Source organism: Lacrimispora struthionigena (assembly GCF_048627165.1).
Classification (GTDB): domain Bacteria; phylum Bacillota; class Clostridia; order Lachnospirales; family Lachnospiraceae; genus Lacrimispora.
This window is the reverse complement of the sequence record NZ_JBMBWP010000001.1, coordinates 1,639,533-1,657,173: the sequence shown is the minus strand read 5'-3', so window position 1 is coordinate 1,657,173 and position 17,641 is coordinate 1,639,533. Positions and strand designations below refer to the sequence as shown.

The following is a 17,641-nucleotide window of genomic DNA, read 5'->3' as shown; positions in this document are numbered from 1 at the left end:
AACGGCTATAGAGACGCAGTATCTACCGCGTGGTACCACTCTATTTCATACAGAACGTATGCGCTCAACCGGACAGACTCTCCTGTCCGCCCGCTGTAACGGTCGGGATTCCGGCTATACCTACACAAAAGCCATGGCTTTCTTCAGTATGCTACTCAAAGGCCAGTTCAGCAATCTTTCCCAACCGGCTCTCACCAGCCGCCGGCTCTCTGAATGTTTCAGACTGCTTACTACTCCTAATCACAGTATTTTTGCTAAGTGTAAATGTAACATAATTGCCCGGATGTGTCAACCCGATTTTATGAAAACTCTGCAACAACAAAGGAAATGGCAGACAATACAAAAAATAAAATCATACCAACGTTCAAAAACAGGATTTTACCTGCTCCCCTGCCCCATACCGATTCCTCACCCTGCCAGAAAATCCATTTTTCCCTTGTGACAAAAAACAATACGGTACCAGCGATCATAGCTCCATACAAAAACAGGGCATAGAAAACTGCAAGGGGCTTGATATTCTGAATATAAATAGCTGCAACGGATCCAAGGAAATTAATAAACATATGAAACCCAATGGTATAGCGGATTCTTCCTGTTCTGGTATAAATATAGCCAAATACAAGACCGATCCCAAATGCATAGAAGAATTGATAAAAATTCCCATGACACAATCCAAAAATAATAGCAGATACCAATACAGCTGCCTTATCCCCATATCTGCGGACACGGTCAATGATGAGTTTTCGAAAGAGAATCTCTTCGCAGACCGGCGCCATGATTACCATAATTGCAACGATTGTTCCTGTATTCAGTCCCTTAAGTACTTCTGCAACGGGATTCATCATAGGCTTTCCTTCCAGAGCACTGATGAGATACATAAGCAGCTGTCCCGCCAGGTTACCGGCAACCAATGCACTGATACAGATAAAAAAAGAATAAATCAACAGCATTTTTTCCGGTTTTTGGCTTACCGGCTTATGGGTAACAGGTATATTCTTTATAATCAGAAATAAAACCAGCCCTCCCGCTGCATAATTAGCCAGGGAAACCGAAAATAAGGACCAGCCCCTGGACAAATTAAAAATTCCTTTCTGACTGACCACCTGAATCACAATCCTTAACACAATCTGCAGTACAATAGATGCACTGAGAAACCCCGTATATCCAAGTCCGATTCTGCCAAATACTTTTTTTGCGCCTTTTGTCTCTTCCACCAAAAATCTTACCTCCTGCTGAATTGATACCAGTGTAACACAGAATGGGTAAATACGCAATTCTGCTGGTTTCTTACATTGGAACCAGAATCCTGATGCTGCAAAAAGCGGATCCAATCATGCATTGGATCCGCCCTGGTACCTGTTTTATACTTCTGTACGGTCAACCTTGGATGCCCGTTCCTCCACTTCTTTCTTCTGAACATCTCCGGGAGCCAGCTCATACCGGCTGAACTCATATTCAAAAGTACCAATACCACCTGTCATGGAGCGAAGGTCTGTATTATAGCCAAACAGCTCGGACATGGGAATATCCGCCTCTATAACCTGTTTTCCATGATGATTGGAGTTCATTCCAAGAACACGTCCTCTTCTCCGGTTTAGATCTCCCATAACATCGCCGGTAAATTTATCGGGCACTGTGACTTTTAAGGAAGCGATGGGTTCCAGCAGTACCGGATTGGCATCCATAAAGCCTTTTTTAAAGGCCATGGTCGCCGCCATCTTAAATGCAAGCTCGGAGGAATCCACTGGATGATAGGATCCGTCGGTGAGCGTTGCCTTGATTCCTACAACAGGATAGGCAGCTAATGGTCCTTTTAAGACACATTCAGCAATTCCCTTTTCCACTGCAGGAAAATAATTCTTGGGAACTGCTCCGCCAAATACAGATTCTTCAAATATATAAGGAGTCTCCAAATCACCGGAAGGCTCAAAGGTCATCTTTACATCACCAAACTGGCCATGACCGCCGGACTGCTTCTTGTATCTTCCCTGAACCTCCACTTTTTTGCGGATGGTCTCACGGAAAGCAAATTTAGGTTTGCTTAATTCAATCTCAACCTTATAGCGGTTTAACAGCTTGCTGACCACTACCTCCAGCTGCTGATCGCCGATTGCATACAGAAGAGACTGACGGTTCTCCGTATCATTCACTGCCTTTAAGGTCCAGTCCTCTTCCGTTAATTTAGCCAGTGCATTGGAAACCTTATCATCGTCACCCTTTGTTTTCGTCTTATAACGCATATACGTATAAGGAGTAGAAATCTCAGGCTTATGATAGACAATGGGTGCAGAGCGAAGGGCTATGGTATCACCGGTCTGTGTCACGTTCAGCTTGGATACGGCTCCAATATCTCCCGCTTTTAATTCCGGAACTTCGATGGCATCTTTTCCCCTTAGTACATAGAGTTTTCCACTTTTTTCTTCCGTATCTTTATTTACATTATAGATGGCTGAATCCGCTTTCAATGTTCCTGTACAGATCTTCATCAGAGAATACTTGCCGATAAACGGGTCTAAGATTGTCTTAAATACCCGGGCTGACAAAGATACATTGTCATTGTATCTGGCAGTAAAACGTTCTCCGGTGGAAACATCCACACCGATGCATTCATAACGCTCCGGTGATGGAAAATACTTGTCAATTGCCTGTAAAACCATCTTTACACCCTGGGCATTAATTCCGGAACCAAGCATGACCGGAACGATATTTCCCTGTATTACATGTTCCCGAAGTGCAGAAGAAATCTCTTCCAGGGTAAACTCGTCGCCTGAGAAATACCGTTCCATGTATTCCTCACTGATTTCAGCAACTGCTTCCATCAAAGCTTCTCTGGCAATTCCTAAATTCTTCTGGCTATACTCAGGAATCTCACATTCCACATAATCACTGTTAACGGTGAAGCGCCGCCCAGCCATTTTAACCACATTCACAAATCCTACGAACTTTTCGTTCTCTCTGATAGGAAGGTGGAACGGAGCTATCTTTCTTCCGAATTCTTTCTCCAGCTTTAAAAGAAGTTCACGAAAGCTGGCCTGATCGTCATCCATATTGGTTACAAAAAACAGTCTGGGAAGCTTGTACTTTTCACAAAGCTCCCATGCCTTTAACGTACCAACTTCAATTCCTGCCTTGCAGTTTACTACGATAACAGCAGCATCTGCTACACTGATTGCTTCTTCAACCTCACCAACAAAATCAAAATAACCGGGAGTATCAAGTAAATTAATCTTGATCGGTCCATCCTCTCCTTCATATTCCAATGGAATCAGGGAAGTGGAGATGGAGAACTGTCTCTTAATCTCTTCTTTGTCATAATCGCTGATGGTATTGCCATCGGTAACTTTTCCCATTCTGCTGATGGCTCCGGTCACTAACGCCATTGCTTCAGCAAGGGTAGTTTTACCGGCGCCCCCGTGCCCAAGTAAGGCGACGTTACGGATTTGTTTGGTTCCATACACGTTCATAAGCATTCCTCCTGTTCGGTATTTAAGTCTATAACAATATTTTACTAAAAATGTCTTATAATTGCAAGTAAAAGGTACAATTTGCACAAATATTTTTCGACATTTTTCTATATTTTGATAAAAGAAAAGAGGGCACCGCCCTCTTCTTTTCCTATATTCACCTATAAATATTGTATTTATACCAAAATCCGATTTTTCAGGGTATGTGATGCAATTTCACTGCAGCCTGGAGTGCTGCATCAAGTGCTGTAATCCGTGGTATGGAAGTCCTCACCCCCGGCAGTCCTTTGTTAACTCTTTCATCCACCATCTCCCGCAGAATATCATTTTTCACAAGAAGGCTTCCCCAGTACCAGAGATCAAATCCATCTGCTTCCATTTTAGCTGCAGTATCACGGATCAGCCCCCATAAGGCGTCTGCACATTCCCGGTGAATCTCTATGGCAGTCTCGTCTCCTAATGCTGCCGCCTGACAGGCAAGAAGGGAGAATCTGGCGATCTGGGATTTCTCCATAAGATTAGCATTGATATAATCATCTATTTTTCCCAATGTATCAATTCCGGTCGACTTGATAAAAAGAGGCGTAAGAATGGGACTCCCGCCCCGCCCGGATAAATCATTGCCTACCGATCTTAAAACCTTTAGTCCCAGATCAAAACCGCTGCCTTCATCGCTTACAATGTGATTATAGCCTCCTGTTCTGTGTATGAGCCCGTTCTCATCTCTTCCAAAGCATACGGAACCGGTGCCGGATATTATTATAAGAGCCGGCGTTTCGGTCACATAAAGAAATACTTCGCAGTCATTGATTACCTTCAGTTTGTCAGGCAAAAATTCCATTTCTACAAAAAAGGATCTGCAATCACGTTCATGCGCCGGAACATCAATTCCACTTGCTGCCACACAGATCCCCAGGCAGCTGCCCGGATCCAGATTCAGCTCTTTTAAAGCTGGGATTACCAGTTCCCGGTAACGCAGCCTGCTTTTTTCGGCTCCATCTGTGTTGAGGCTGCAGCCAGGTGCTGTAAATTCACCCAGCACGTTACCTGCGGGATCGCAGATCTTTAAACGTCCATTGGTTCCTCCCACATCCAGTCCGGCATAATATCCTGTCATAGCCTTGTACTCCTCCCGGTTGTTATCTCCATAGCATAAAACCTGCTGTGGTAAACATCTCATTTCCATCTAAAAGATACTTCTTTAATGAGGCCTGCAGCGAAGTAGTGCAGGAAAAATATTCCAGTGCTTCCATGGTAAAATCAAAGCCCATAACCCGTTCCAGTATCTGTGGCTGCCCGGTTAGTACAGGCATTTTATGAAATCGTTTCATAAAGCTTATAATTTTGCTGGACTCAGGCAGAATATGATTAAGATGGGGATCCAGAAGCCAGCTGTCGCAGACAAGAATCTGATTTTCATAATAGTTCTTTGCAGTATGAAAAGAAGAGTCAATGCTGTCAGGAGATAAATCAGAACCTTCCGGAATATGAACGGCAACCGCCTTCTCTCCCGGTGCAAGCTTAAGGTCCCACTCCTTTTGATCCAACAGTACGGGAGCATCCATCTTTACTGTTCCTGATTTTAAATCCACCATATATCCAGTCAAAGCACTGTCTCCAAAATCCAGAAAGGTTTCTGTTTCACGTTTCACACTTCTTCCATTTGTGCCTGAGATATATCCGTCCTGATCAATCATCAGATCCGGACATGCCAGTGCCTGAAACTCACCGGATTGTCTGTTTTCAAAAATCACAAACGGGAATTCATAAGTCACTTCCTCAAACTGCAGACTGCCAAATCTTCGGACTTTTCCGGTAAGGGAGTGGAATACCCACTCAATCCGGTCAATCCCCACCTGGCCATTATGATATTTGCGAAATGACTGAATCCATATTTCAACATCTTTGAAAGAATCCCGGATAACAGCTTCCGGTATGCCCTGCTTTTTTAATTCCTGTACCAGTTCCGGCAACATCCAGTCAATGTAAATAACAGGAAGCAAAAAGTCATCCAAATGAAGGAGTCTGGCATGCCTGATTCCAAACATCACGGCTTCTGCTGCTCCCTCAGGATCTTTTTCCACCAGCAGAAGTTCCCGGCATCTGCTGTAATTTCTTATAAAATATTCATTACTCTCGTAGGCAGCGGCAAAAAAAGCCACCGCTGCCTGAGTATCTTCACTAAATATACTGAGTTTTGTCATTGTTATTTGTAAATCCCACTTTCAACGGTCCTGCTGTTAAAATACGTTGCTTTTCATCAAATACCGGTCTGAGATTTTCTGCATAGGCTGAAAACTGGGCAAGGGATTTAAATTCCTGATTATCTGCACATACACAGAAGTAAGCAATATCATCCCCATAGGTACGGAATTCGCATTCAAACAGCTGGTCATCCACGGGTTCCAACGTACTGCTGCACCAAAGAGCCACAAAGCCACCTGCCTTACTGCCGAAAAGCCAATTGCCGGAGATCATGGTCTCGGAAAACTTCGGTGAAGGAAAATAAGCATGGGTGAAATGAATGGGATGCTCCTCTGGTATATGATAAACAGCTCCCAGTAAATTTCCTTCCTGAACCAGTGCAGGCATTACTCCATTACCGAACCAGTATCCCGGTCTCATGGAACAGGAATCACAGGTTCCGCCCGGGTGGTTTGTAAAGATGTCGGTCTCCATATCAAGGGCTGCATACCACATATGCTGCTGATAGCCATATACGCCAGGCTCAAAGCAGGTAGTTCCATGGAACCGTTCATTCAGCGACTTGGTGTATTCACAGGTTGTGGGATCGGAATCGGGATCAAGAGTCAGGTTTTTCCAGCGTTTAAATTCCGGGTCCGGTCTTGGTGACTGAACAGAAGTCATACAGTACTCTGATGTTTTCTTCAGCCTTATGAGCGCATTTCCAGTGGAATAATCCATATCTGCCGGACGCTCCATAAGTTCTTTTAATCCTTCTGGAAGTTTGTAGCTGCTGCAAGAATAAAAGCCCAGCCAGCCTTCTCCGTAGGAATAAGGGACGTCAGGATTGATTAAATTCATCAGTGCCTGGGCTCCCTGCTCAAAGGGATGGATCACTTCCCTGTATACGCGTCCCATAGGTGCGATTACAACACCGTCATAGGTATGGAGGCACAGCATTTCAAGAAGTTTATCGGTAATCCTGACTGCCCTTTTTGAAATGGCTTCCTCTGAAAAATCAATTACATTTAACAGTGCTGCAAACGTAACGCACATATAAACTGTGCTTAAGAATTCTTCAAATCCATGTTCCTCCACATCCGCCAGCCATGCTTCAACTTTAGCTCTTCCGATTTTAAAAAGCTCTCTGCCGGTCATGTCTGCCCGCGGGAAATACTCATCCGGGTACATCTCTCCTGCATTCATGGCGCAGGTATAGAACATAAGAGAATGGTTTTCGCTCCAGAAGCACATGGCGTCAGATCCTTTTTGATCCATCCAGTAACGCCAGTTTAAAAGAACTTCTTTTGCACGTTTCGCCAGATCCTCACTGACCGGATAATTCTTTAGATACCGGACCATGCCGCACACCAGAAAATCAGAGCAGTCGTATCTGCTTTCAATCTGATCCAGAGTCTCAAAAAGAAGTTCTATATCCCGCCCGCGGTCCATTCCAAGGGCTTTTCTTGCAAGAATATTAGAAATGGAAAATCCGAATTTATCCCCTCTGGACAAACTTTCTGCTTCTGCAATTCTATGAAAAATAGCTTTTTTATTCTCCTCAAAGCCTTTGTCTTTCCCATATTCCGGTTTCTGAGCCAGGATATTCTCCACTTTTCTGGTGAGTACTCCATGGTCATTTTTTACACTTACTAAAATAACACCTGGCTTCCCGGCCTCAAGCTTCACCTGATTTTTCCCGCTGATCTCCTGCCATTCCTTCCGGCTTTTCACCTGTGCAAAATCAGGACTTTGGCTGTCATAGGCCAAAGAGGCACCTTCGGGAGCACTTTCCTTAAAAGTCATGATGGAATTTTTAATGGAGATGGAACTGAGCCAGTTTTCCATCCGTACCAGTTCATCGGTATGTTTCTCATCAGGCAGTACAACACAGATCTCTTCCATATGATCCATAATCTGAATGCCAAATAACGTTCTTGTATCCCTGACACCAAGTGTCTGCAGACTGATATAAATTTCATTGATTCCTTTTTTCAGCCGAAGCTCCATCTGTTTCTTTTTAATGGGCTTATAAACCGGCGTATCCATGCGGCACACCAGTTCTCCATTGCACCACACATCTACTGCCGCATAGGACCATACAACAGCATTCACTGTGATGTCTTCTTTTACCTCGATTCCCGTCACTGCATCCAGTTCCACTTTCTGCAATGTAGAATAGAATGTGCTTTCATCTACAAACCAGTTTCCATAATGATAATAATACTTCCACGGCATCTGAAGTCTGCTGTTTTCCCCAAGGATAACCGGGCCTTCGGGGCAGGATTTGTTTAAGTCCGCCACGAGGGATCTTAAATGCTGTTCATAACGCAGCTGGTTGTCATCTGATTCATGATTGATAAAATCCGTTACTTTTGGACCGGAAATCAGGTAATTCGTTAGAAACCCGGTTCTGTTCAATTGTAATTTTTCCATTGTCTTATCCCTTTACTGCCCCAATTGGTGCATAAATAAATATATTTTTGACTTGTTTTATCTCTATATTAAATGATTTACGTAGAAAATTACATGGCATTTTCCACGTTTGATGTAACTTTTTTTAACATATTCTTGGTATATAACTGCTATTTATACAAAAATGTCCGTGTGTCAGGAGATTATTTTTGACGGCTTCACTAATATTTCTTATAATTTGCAGGCAAATTTATCATAATAAATCTAGATCTTACCCTTTTTCACTGTGCAAAATTACCAATAAAAATTTTTAAATTAATAATTTACTTTAAAGTGTTAAACTTTAACGTATAAAAGCGTTGACAACTTCCCCGCTATCCATTACAATGGGGATTAATCATTTGTAAGAAAAGAGGAAAAAGAGATATGATTATTATTATGAAACCAAACGCTTCTGCAGAGGCTGTAAGTAAAGTAAAGCACTTGATTGAATCCAACGGCCTGACCGCTCATTTATCAGAGGGAACGGAAGTAACCATAGTAGGTGTTGTAGGGGATAAAACGAAACTTCAGGGTGCTAATATTGAGATGATGGATGGGGTTGATAAAATCGTTGCGGTAACAGAAAGCTACAAGGTCGTAAACAAGAAGTTTCACCCGGAAGATTCTGTTATTACAGTGGGCAATGCCAAAATCGGCCCAGGCCACCTTACCATGATGGCGGGTCCCTGTGCCATCGAAAACCATGACATGCTTTTAGAAACTGCCTATGCAGTAAAAAAAGCCGGAGCACAGTTCTTAAGAGGAGGCGCTTACAAGCCAAGAACTTCCCCCTACGCATTTCAGGGTCTGGAAGAAGAAGGATTACAATACATGAAAGAAGCCAGAGAGGCGACTGGACTGAATGTAGTCTGTGAGGTGACCAGTCTCAGAGCACTGGAAACTGCGGTAAAATACGTGGATATGATCCAGATCGGCGCAAGAAACATGCAGAATTTTGAGCTTTTAAAAGAAGCAGGAAAAGCAGGAATTCCTGTTCTCTTAAAAAGAGGTCTCTGCGCTACCATTGACGAGTGGTTAAATGCAGCAGAATACATCGCTTCCGAAGGCAATCCCAACATTGTTCTTTGTGAAAGAGGAATCCGCACATATGAAACTGCAACCAGAAACACCCTGGATATCAGCGCAATTCCGGTTATCCGGTCCAAGAGCCATCTTCCGATTATTGTGGATCCCAGTCATGCCACTGGAGTACGTGCTTACATTGAGCCCATCTCCAAGGCAGCCCTTGCAGTGGGTGCAGACGGTCTGATTGTGGAAGTTCATCCCTGTCCTTCCTGTGCATTATCTGATGGTCCTCAGTCTCTCACCTTTGAGCAGTTTGAACAGTTGACAGAGCAGTTACAGCCTTACGCAAAACTTTCAGGGAGGGTTTTCAATGAATGATGAAGTCATTGCCTTTATCGGGCTTGGTCTGATCGGGGGATCGATTGCCCGGGGGATCAAGCGTGAAGCTCCAGATACAAAAATAATGGCTTATATGCGGACACGTTCCAGACTTGACAAAGCCAGAGAAGACGGCATCGTAGATGTTATTCTCGACGGTATTGGAGAAGAGCTTTCGGAATGTGACTTTATATTCCTTTGTACGCCAGTGGAATACAATGCAGAATATCTAAGCAAAATCCAGCCCTTTTTAAAACCAGGAGCTATCGTCACCGATGTGGGGAGCACCAAAACCGACATCCACGAAGCCGTAATCCGCCTTGGAATGGAATCCTGGTTTGTGGGCGGCCACCCAATGGCAGGCTCAGAAAAAACAGGCTATGAAAATTCTACGGATCATTTGCTGGAAAATGCTTACTATATTATTACTCCGACTGCGCAGACAACGAAGGAGCAGACCAATCGTCTCGTACATATTGCAGAGATGATTGGTTCCATTCCCATCGTTTTAGATTATCATGAGCACGATTTTGTGACGGCTGCTATCAGTCATCTGCCCCATATCGTTGCCTCAAGTCTGGTAAACTTAGTAAAGGACTCTGACAACCAGCAGGGTCTTATGAAACGGCTTGCTGCCGGAGGATTTAAGGATATCACGCGAATCGCCTCCTCTTCACCGGAAATGTGGGAACAGATCTGTATGACAAACCATAAAAATCTTTCTCTTATTCTGGAGCGCTACATCGCTTCCTTAAATCTGATTCTGGGTGAATTAAATAAAAAAAATGGCAGTTATATCAACCAGCTGTTTGAAACCTCCAGGGATTACCGGAATTCTTTTTCTGAAAAAGCAACCGGTCCCATTGCGCCTGAATATTCCTTTACCGTTGATATGGCAGATGAAGTTGGTGCCATTTCCACCCTTTCTGTTATCCTGGCTGCCAAAGGGATCAGTATCCGGAATATCGGAATCAATCATAACAGAGAGCACGGAGAAGGAACTCTGCGCATTGCATTTTACGACAAGGAAACCATGGATCAGGCCTGGAAGCAGCTGGAACGCTATCATTATGAATTAATATCCAATTAAGAGAGGTATCCTATGAAATTTACAAAAGCCTCCCCTCTCAGGGGAGAACTATCCATACCTGGCGATAAATCCATTTCCCACCGCAGTATAATGTTCGGTTCTCTGGCAAAGGGAACCACTGAGATCACCAATTTTCTACAGGGCGCTGACTGTCTGTCCACCATTGCCTGCTTTGAAAAAATGGGAATCGGGATTGAAAATAACGGGGACTCTGTGATCGTTCACGGAAACGGTCTGTTGGGGCTGAAAAAACCGGATACAATACTGGACTGCGGAAACAGCGGTACCACCACCCGCCTCATATCCGGCATTCTGGCAGCCCAGGACTTTGACGTCACTCTTACCGGCGATGATTCCATTAAAAAGCGGCCGATGAAACGGATCATGGATCCGCTCTCACATATGGGCGCAGACATAAGAAGCCTGGAAGGCAATGGTTGTGCGCCTCTTGCCATTACCGGAAAGAAGCTTTACGGCATTCATTATACCAGCAAGGTAGCCTCTGCCCAGGTAAAATCAGCCATACTTCTGGCAGGTCTTTATGCGGATGGAGAGACAAAGGTAACGGAACCTTATGTATCAAGAAACCATTCTGAAATCATGCTGAAATACTTTGGTGCTGATGTATCCACAGAAGGTACAACTGCTACCATTCGGCCTGCGAAGGAATTGTACGGAAACAGAATCGTGGTTCCTGGAGATATCTCCTCTGCCGCCTTTTTCATCGCAGCAGGTCTTTTAGTACCTGGCTCTGAAATACTTTTAAAGCATGTGGGAATCAATCCAACCAGAGACGGAATTCTTTCCGTATGCAGGGATATGGGTGCAGACATCACACTGCTTAACAAAAATACCGATTCCGGTGAACCGACTGCTGATATTCTTGTAAAATACAGTACTCTTCGCGGAACAGAAATAGGTGGTTCCATCATCCCCACATTAATTGATGAACTTCCTGTCATAGCTGCCATGGCATGCTTTGCAGAGGGGGAAACCGTAATAAGAGATGCAGGGGAATTAAAGGTAAAGGAATCCAACCGCATTGAAGTAATGGTACGCAATCTTTCTGCAATGGGCGCCGATGTCACAGAGACAGAGGATGGGATGATCATCCGTGGGGGCAGAACCCTTCATGGAGCCGTGATCGACAGTAAACTGGATCATAGAATTGCCATGACCTTCGCGGTTGCCGGATTATGTGCAGAGGGGGAAACAGAAATTAAGGGAGCAGAATGCGTAAATATCTCCTACCCCGGTTTCTATCAGGACTTAGAACGCCTGGGCAGATAATTACAATAAAAAAGCAAAAAAGCAACTGCATGAGTTGTTTTTTTGCTTTTTATATTTTATTTATAAAATGGTAACCTGGCACATCTTCATGGAATTCAGCGCATTTTCATGACTTTCTGGTGTTACTCCCGCACAGCAGGAAGAATCCACAAGTACCGGAGTCTCCGGAAGAAAAGCCTTGATTAACAGGGCATTGGAGATAACGCAGATATCGGTGCACAGACCGATCAGCTCTATGGATTCATAATTGCCTGATGCTGCATATTCCCCCACAGCCGTACTTGCAAAGGTGTTTTTCTCAAAACGCCTGCCCGGTATCTCTTTTAAAACATCAGCCAGTTCCCAACCGGAGGTCCCCTTCACGCAGTGCAGAACTGGAAGGTTCTTTCCTTCCTGGGTATCCATATAATTATCTTCATGAGTATCAAGAGTAAAGATCACATCGTCTCCTGCAGCCTGATATTCTTCAATTTTCTTTTTTACGTTGGCAACGATTGCCTGCGCCTCTACCGTTCCCAATGAACCGTCTATAAAATCCTTCTGCATGTCCACCACAACTAACAGTCTGTTCATAAATTCTCCTTTCAGCCCACATCTTTTTTTTATTCTATCACAGATTCGGGAAAATAAATAAAGTTTTTTTAATTACCTGTTGACAAAATTCCTTTCACGCATTAATATATTGATTAATAAAAGAAACCGTTGAAAAAGAAGAGTAAGCTTTCCCAGCAGTATTTCAGAGAGCCGCCGGTGGTGTGAGTGCGGTATAGTGCAGATAGCTGAATGGACTTTTGAGGGCAGCCTTGAACCGAATGGTAGTAGGGGCTGACGGAATCCACAACCGTTATATGATGTGGCATATATGTTAGTATATGAAAAGAGGGCTTATAGTAAGCCAATTTGAGTGGCACCGCGGATTGTATGATTCGTCTCAAGTATGTGTATAACATACTTGGGACTTTTTTTATGCAACAAAAGGGATTCTATCAATAAAAATAAATTCTAGGAGGAATTATTATGAAAAAATCTTTAAAAATCATGTTACTGGCAGCACTTGCTGCTTCTCTCACCGGATGTGCCTCTGGCAAAGCACCGGAAAAGGCACAGGAAACCACATCAGCAGCATCTGCAAAAAGTGAGGCAGGAACTTATACCATCGGAATCGCCCAGTTTGCAGAGCACGGCTCTCTCGACAACTGTCGGGAAGGGTTTTTACAGGGACTTGCCGCAGAAGGGATTGAGGAAGGAAAGAACTTAACTGTCCTTTATGAAAATGCACAGGCTGACGGTGGTACAGCAAGCCAGATCGTAAACAACTTTCTTGCAAAGAAGACTGATCTGATCTGCGCCATTGCAACTCCCATGGCACAGGCTGCCTACGGCGGAGCTAAAAAAGTCAACGTACCTGTTATTTTTACAGCCGTAACTGATCCGGTGGCTGCTGCTCTTGCCAAAGAAGACGGAACTCCGGTGGGGGAAATAACCGGCACCAGCGACAAGCTTCCTGTTGAAAAACAGTTGGAAATGATCCGCAAGATTCTTCCGGATGCAAAGAAAATCGGTATTTTATACAGCACAAGCGAAGTAAACTCAGAGACAGCAATTAAAGAATACAAAGCTGCTGCTGCAAATTATGGATTTGAAATCGTGGAAGGCGCAGTTACCTCTACTGCTGATATTTCCCTGGCAACTGACAGTCTTTTAGAAAAGGTTGACTGCCTTAACAATTTAACTGATAATACCGTAGTCAGCTCTCTCCCACTTATCCTTGACAAAGCAGGCAAGAAAAACATACCGGTATTCGGCAGTGAAGTGGAACAGGTAAAAATCGGCTGCCTTGCAGCAATGGGTCTTGATTATGTGGATTTAGGAAAACAGACCGGCGTTATGGCTGCTAAGGTTTTAAAGGGAGAAGCCAAAGCAAGCGAATTAAACTTTGAAGTAATTAAAGATGCAGCATTTTACGGAAATTCCAAGGTTGCTGATACACTTGGTATTACCTTACCAAAGGAACTGACCGACTCTGCTGCCAAGGTGTTTACTGATATTTCAAAAGGAACAAAATAAGAAGAAACTAAGTGGAGGAAGTTAAATCATGTCAATTATACTTGGCGTTTTGGAAGAAGGTCTGGTTTATGCCATTATGGCGCTGGGCGTATACATCACCTATAAGATTCTGGATTTTCCCGATCTTTCCGTTGATGGCACGTTTCCCCTTGGAGGCGCTGTCACCGTTACACTTATATTAGCTGGTATAAATCCTCTGGCAACCCTGTTTATCGCATTTGCCATCGGAGCTCTGGCCGGGTGCATCACAGGTTTTATCCATGTAAAATTAAAAGTGCGGGATCTTTTGTCTGGTATTATTGTCATGACTGCTTTGTACTCCGTTAATTTAAGAGTTGCCGGAAAAGCCAATGTTCCATTTTTCAATGTGAGCACCATTTTTGAAAACAGCCTGGTTAACAGGCTGTTTCCGGCGTCACTAAGCAGCGTTACTGCGGTTGTGATTCTGGCAGTCATCGTTTTCGTAGTAAAATTTATTTTAGACCAGTACTTAAAAACCCGCTCCGGATATCTGTTAAGGGCAGTTGGCGATAACGAAACACTTGTCACTTCCCTGGCGAAAGACAGAGGGATGGTTAAAATTGTGGGGCTTGCAATTGCAAATGGTCTGGCTGCTCTGGCAGGTTCTGTATACTGCCAGCAAAAAGGCTTCTTTGAAATCAGCATGGGAACCGGAACCATCGTCATCGGGCTTGCCAATGTCATTATCGGTACAAAGCTTTTTAAACGGATCGGATTTGTAAAATCAACCACTGCTGTCATTATAGGCTCTATCATTTACAAAGCCTGCGTATCGTTTGCAATTTTCTTAGGGATGGAAGCTTCAGACTTAAAACTGATCACATCAGTTTTATTCCTGGCCATTCTGGTACTGAGCAACGGCAGGGAAAAGAAGGTGAAAGCATGATTGAACTGAAAAACATTCATAAATATTACAATCACGGGACTGTCAATGAAATGTGTCTGTTCCACAATTTTGAATTAACCATAAAGGATCAGCAGTTTGTTTCTGTTGTGGGAAGCAACGGATCTGGAAAGACTTCTCTTTTAAATCTGATCTGCGGCAGCATTCCTTTAGACAGCGGATCCATACTCATTAACGGCACCGATATCACCAGCATGCCCGAATACCGCCGCCAGCGGCGCATAGGAAGAGTCTATCAGAACCCCGCCATGGGAACCTGCCCGAACATGACCATTCTGGAAAATATGGCACTGGCTGATACGAAAGGAAAACCCTTTAATTTACTTCCCGGAACCAATAAGCAGCGGATTGGCTATTACAAAGAACAGCTTCATACATTAGGTCTTGGACTGGAAGACAAACTTCACGTTAAGGTTGGAGTTTTATCCGGAGGTCAGAGACAGGCTATGGCACTTTTAATGTCAACCATGACTCCCATCGAGTTTTTGATTCTTGATGAACACACAGCAGCACTTGACCCCAAAACTGCTGAGATTATCATGCAGCTGACAGATAAGATCGTGAAAGAGAAACAGCTGACGACCATCATGGTAACCCATAACCTGCGCTACGCAGTGGATTACGGAAACAGGCTTCTGATGATGCATCAGGGCAATGCAGTTGTGGACTGCGCAGATGAAGAAAAAAATGGCCTGGATATTAACTTTATTCTTGAGAAATTTAATGAAATCAGCGTGGAATGCGGAAACTAAAAATAATAAGCCTGGATCAAATCAACTCAATGATCCAGGCTTATTTCTATTCCTTTTCTCTCATCCAGACAGTCATCTCTCCCTCTCCCCTATTGTTCCAGCAAAAGTAAGGGATTGCTTTCAACTCTGTTTTTTTATAAACCGGCCTCTCTTCTCCATATAGAGAATCTCCTGCCTTTTCATAATCAATACGGCTTCCCTGTAATCTGGCGCACAGGGTGCCTCTTAAGAGCTCATGGTCATATTCTTCCTGTGGCCCTACGCTGGTATCGATAACCGTCCCGGATAGATATTTTCCATTATCCGCCTCTTCCAGACAATAAACCACCGGTCCCTTCATCAGGCTTACTTTTCCTATATTATGGCGTACCCTGGGGTTGGATCTGACGTATCGAAACGGAACATTCAGTTCCATAACAACCTTATCATCCATTTCCCAAATTCGGTTTAAATAAAGATACCCTTTTTCCAGGGTTCCAGTCTCTTCTTTTCCATTGATTTTAAGTACCGCTCCCTTGCAGTAAGAAGGAATGCGCACAGCAAGGGTAAACTGGCTTCCTGGTTTTTCCGGACTTATGGAAAGAGTAACCGTTCCATTTTCAGGATAGTTGCATTCCTGACTTACGCAGATGCCAACGCCTGAGAGCTGACACTCCATTCTGCTTCGTATAAAAAGATTGACGTAGATCGTACTTTCATCTGAAGCGTATATGTAATTACCAAGGGAAGCAAGGGTTCTGGCAATATTGGGCGGACAGCAGGCCACTCCGAACCAAAGCTGTCTGGTGGTTTTTATATGCCGGTATGTGGGATTTTTTTTCGCCACCTCTGGCACTACCTCCAGTGGATTTACGTAGAAGAAATGTGTTCCATCCATGGCAATTCCTGCAAGAAGGGTATTATATAGGGCTTTCTCCACGATGTCCATGTATTTTCCATCTCTGGTGAGATGAAACATCCGGTTGGAGAACATGGCAAGACCCACCGTTGCACAGGATTCTGAATAATTGGTATCATTGGGCAGGTCATAGTCTGCTGTAAACCGTTCCCCATAGGCCGCCGATCCAATACTGCCGGTTATATACATCCGCTTGTTTACAATATTTTCCCACAGCGCTTCACACTGGTTGGTAAGGGCTCCGTCCTGATATTCATAAGCCAGGTCTGCCATTGCACTGTAAAGATAAACAGCCCGGACACAATGACCTTCTGCTGTCTCCTGTTCCTTCAATGGCATATGGGACTGATTATAATCCAGATCAAAATCTTTAAATTCAGGGAAAATATAGTTCCCGTCCTTAATACAATCCTCATTTAAGAAATAGCAGGGTCTCTCTCCCCTTGTCCTCACAAAATAATCCGCAAGCCAGAGATAATTTCTGTTTTCCGTCACCCGGTATAATTTCACCAGTGCCAGCTCAACTTCCGGATGTCCCGGATAGCCATGAATTTTACCTTCCTCCGGTCCAAAAACAAGGCAGAGATGATCTGCGAATTTGCACATTACATCAAGAAATTTTCTTTTTCCAGTGGCCTTATAATACGCCACAGCTGCCTCAATCATATGACCAGCAGTATAAAGCTCATGTCCTTCAAATAAGTCTGACCATCTTTTATTTCCGGTAATTGTATAATAAGTGTTTAGGTATCCGTCCTCGCACTGGGCTGCAGCAATCAGATCGATGGCCTGATCCGCCGCTTCTTCAAGGCGCTCATTTCTGTTTTTATTAAGGGAACAGGCAACTGCCTCCAGCCATTTTGCCGCATCAGTATCCTGAAATACCATCCCCTTATGCTCTCCTGTCTCCTTCCCGGCTGCAATGCGGAAATTCCTGATGCAGTAGCTTTTTTCCGCTCCCTCCACCCGGTCATTAATCAGGTCCCATTGAAATGGCAGAATTACCTCATCCACCAGATCTATATATTTACCCCAGAATGTATCCTGTATTGTAACATGTTTTAAATCTGCACCCGTCAGTTTATTTCCCACCATACCTTTTCCTCGCTC

Annotated in this window: 13 protein-coding genes and 2 other annotated features; of the genes, 6 read left to right on the top strand and 7 right to left on the bottom strand. The window is 43.9% G+C overall.

Features of this window, described 5'->3' with window-relative positions:
- Positions 1-6 precede the first annotated feature (6 nt).
- Positions 7-253 (bottom strand) — a binding site (T-box leader).
- A gap of 46 nt (positions 254-299) precedes the next feature.
- The 5 genes from ACOAOT_RS07545 to ACOAOT_RS07525 all read right to left on the bottom strand — a co-directional run bounded on the left by ACOAOT_RS07545 (position 300) and on the right by ACOAOT_RS07525 (position 8,084).
- Positions 300-1,214, bottom strand: coding sequence for a CPBP family intramembrane glutamic endopeptidase (locus ACOAOT_RS07545; RefSeq protein WP_420216663.1), 915 nt, complete (start codon positions 1,212-1,214; stop codon positions 300-302).
- Between the two features lie 147 nt (positions 1,215-1,361).
- A complete protein-coding gene (locus ACOAOT_RS07540) occupies positions 1,362-3,464 on the bottom strand; it encodes an elongation factor G (protein ID WP_420216420.1) in 2,103 nt (700 codons plus the stop codon).
- A gap of 196 nt (positions 3,465-3,660) precedes the next feature.
- On the bottom strand, positions 3,661-4,581 hold the full coding sequence (locus ACOAOT_RS07535; protein ID WP_420216419.1) for a BadF/BadG/BcrA/BcrD ATPase family protein: 921 nt from the start codon (positions 4,579-4,581) through the stop codon (positions 3,661-3,663).
- Positions 4,582-4,603: 22 nt separating this feature from the next.
- Positions 4,604-5,668: an acyltransferase domain-containing protein gene (locus ACOAOT_RS07530; protein ID WP_420216418.1), complete on the bottom strand. Its 1,065-nt coding sequence runs from the start codon at positions 5,666-5,668 to the stop codon at positions 4,604-4,606.
- A complete protein-coding gene (locus tag ACOAOT_RS07525) occupies positions 5,646-8,084 on the bottom strand; it encodes a hypothetical protein (protein WP_420216417.1) in 2,439 nt (812 codons plus the stop codon). Before ACOAOT_RS07525 ends, ACOAOT_RS07530 begins: the two co-directional genes overlap by 23 nt.
- 405 nt (positions 8,085-8,489) lie before the next feature.
- Here ACOAOT_RS07525 and aroF point away from each other — a divergent pair, with 405 nt between their 5' ends.
- The 3 genes from aroF to aroA are packed head-to-tail and all read left to right on the top strand — an operon-like array spanning position 8,490 to position 11,889.
- Complete coding sequence (gene aroF / locus ACOAOT_RS07520; protein ID WP_420216416.1) at positions 8,490-9,509, top strand: 3-deoxy-7-phosphoheptulonate synthase; 1,020 nt, start codon at positions 8,490-8,492, stop codon at positions 9,507-9,509.
- Complete coding sequence (locus ACOAOT_RS07515) at positions 9,502-10,599, top strand: prephenate dehydrogenase/arogenate dehydrogenase family protein (protein ID WP_420216415.1); 1,098 nt, start codon at positions 9,502-9,504, stop codon at positions 10,597-10,599. Before aroF ends, ACOAOT_RS07515 begins: the two co-directional genes overlap by 8 nt.
- A gap of 12 nt (positions 10,600-10,611) precedes the next feature.
- Positions 10,612-11,889, top strand: a complete 1,278-nt coding sequence (gene aroA / locus ACOAOT_RS07510) for a 3-phosphoshikimate 1-carboxyvinyltransferase (RefSeq protein ID WP_420216414.1) — start codon at positions 10,612-10,614, stop codon at positions 11,887-11,889.
- A gap of 60 nt (positions 11,890-11,949) precedes the next feature.
- On the opposite strand, the gene ACOAOT_RS07505 is transcribed toward aroA, so the two are convergent.
- Positions 11,950-12,462, bottom strand: a complete 513-nt coding sequence (locus ACOAOT_RS07505) for a cysteine hydrolase family protein (RefSeq protein WP_420216413.1) — start codon at positions 12,460-12,462, stop codon at positions 11,950-11,952.
- 120 nt (positions 12,463-12,582) lie between these two features.
- Positions 12,583-12,826, top strand: a binding site (T-box leader).
- Between the two features lie 80 nt (positions 12,827-12,906).
- On the opposite strand from ACOAOT_RS07505, the gene ACOAOT_RS07500 reads away from it, so the two are divergent.
- The 3 genes from ACOAOT_RS07500 to ACOAOT_RS07490 are packed head-to-tail and all read left to right on the top strand — an operon-like array spanning position 12,907 to position 15,633.
- On the top strand, positions 12,907-13,956 hold the full coding sequence (locus tag ACOAOT_RS07500) for an ABC transporter substrate-binding protein (protein ID WP_420216412.1): 1,050 nt from the start codon (positions 12,907-12,909) through the stop codon (positions 13,954-13,956).
- Positions 13,957-13,984: 28 nt separating this feature from the next.
- A complete protein-coding gene (locus ACOAOT_RS07495; protein WP_420216411.1) occupies positions 13,985-14,863 on the top strand; it encodes an ABC transporter permease in 879 nt (292 codons plus the stop codon).
- A complete protein-coding gene (locus tag ACOAOT_RS07490; protein ID WP_420216410.1) occupies positions 14,860-15,633 on the top strand; it encodes an ABC transporter ATP-binding protein in 774 nt (257 codons plus the stop codon). Before ACOAOT_RS07495 ends, ACOAOT_RS07490 begins: the two co-directional genes overlap by 4 nt.
- Positions 15,634-15,679: 46 nt before the next feature.
- Here ACOAOT_RS07490 and ACOAOT_RS07485 read toward each other — a convergent pair whose 3' ends face one another.
- Positions 15,680-17,626 carry a glycoside hydrolase family 127 protein gene (locus ACOAOT_RS07485; protein ID WP_420216409.1) on the bottom strand — a complete coding sequence of 649 codons (1,947 nt, stop codon included), beginning with the start codon at positions 17,624-17,626 and terminating at the stop codon, positions 15,680-15,682.
- Positions 17,627-17,641 lie beyond the last annotated feature (15 nt).

Coding starts and splice junctions, on each gene's coding strand:
- ACOAOT_RS07540 (WP_420216420.1), bottom strand. CDS start 3,464: ATGAACGTGTATGGAACCAAACAAATCCGTAACGTCGCCTTACTTGGG.
- ACOAOT_RS07535 (WP_420216419.1), bottom strand. CDS start 4,581: ATGACAGGATATTATGCCGGACTGGATGTGGGAGGAACCAATGGACGT.
- ACOAOT_RS07530 (WP_420216418.1), bottom strand. CDS start 5,668: ATGACAAAACTCAGTATATTTAGTGAAGATACTCAGGCAGCGGTGGCT.
- ACOAOT_RS07525 (WP_420216417.1), bottom strand. CDS start 8,084: ATGGAAAAATTACAATTGAACAGAACCGGGTTTCTAACGAATTACCTG.
- aroF (WP_420216416.1), top strand. CDS start 8,490: ATGATTATTATTATGAAACCAAACGCTTCTGCAGAGGCTGTAAGTAAA.
- ACOAOT_RS07515 (WP_420216415.1), top strand. CDS start 9,502: ATGAATGATGAAGTCATTGCCTTTATCGGGCTTGGTCTGATCGGGGGA.
- aroA (WP_420216414.1), top strand. CDS start 10,612: ATGAAATTTACAAAAGCCTCCCCTCTCAGGGGAGAACTATCCATACCT.
- ACOAOT_RS07505 (WP_420216413.1), bottom strand. CDS start 12,462: ATGAACAGACTGTTAGTTGTGGTGGACATGCAGAAGGATTTTATAGAC.
- ACOAOT_RS07500 (WP_420216412.1), top strand. CDS start 12,907: ATGAAAAAATCTTTAAAAATCATGTTACTGGCAGCACTTGCTGCTTCT.
- ACOAOT_RS07495 (WP_420216411.1), top strand. CDS start 13,985: ATGTCAATTATACTTGGCGTTTTGGAAGAAGGTCTGGTTTATGCCATT.
- ACOAOT_RS07490 (WP_420216410.1), top strand. CDS start 14,860: ATGATTGAACTGAAAAACATTCATAAATATTACAATCACGGGACTGTC.
- ACOAOT_RS07485 (WP_420216409.1), bottom strand. CDS start 17,626: ATGGTGGGAAATAAACTGACGGGTGCAGATTTAAAACATGTTACAATA.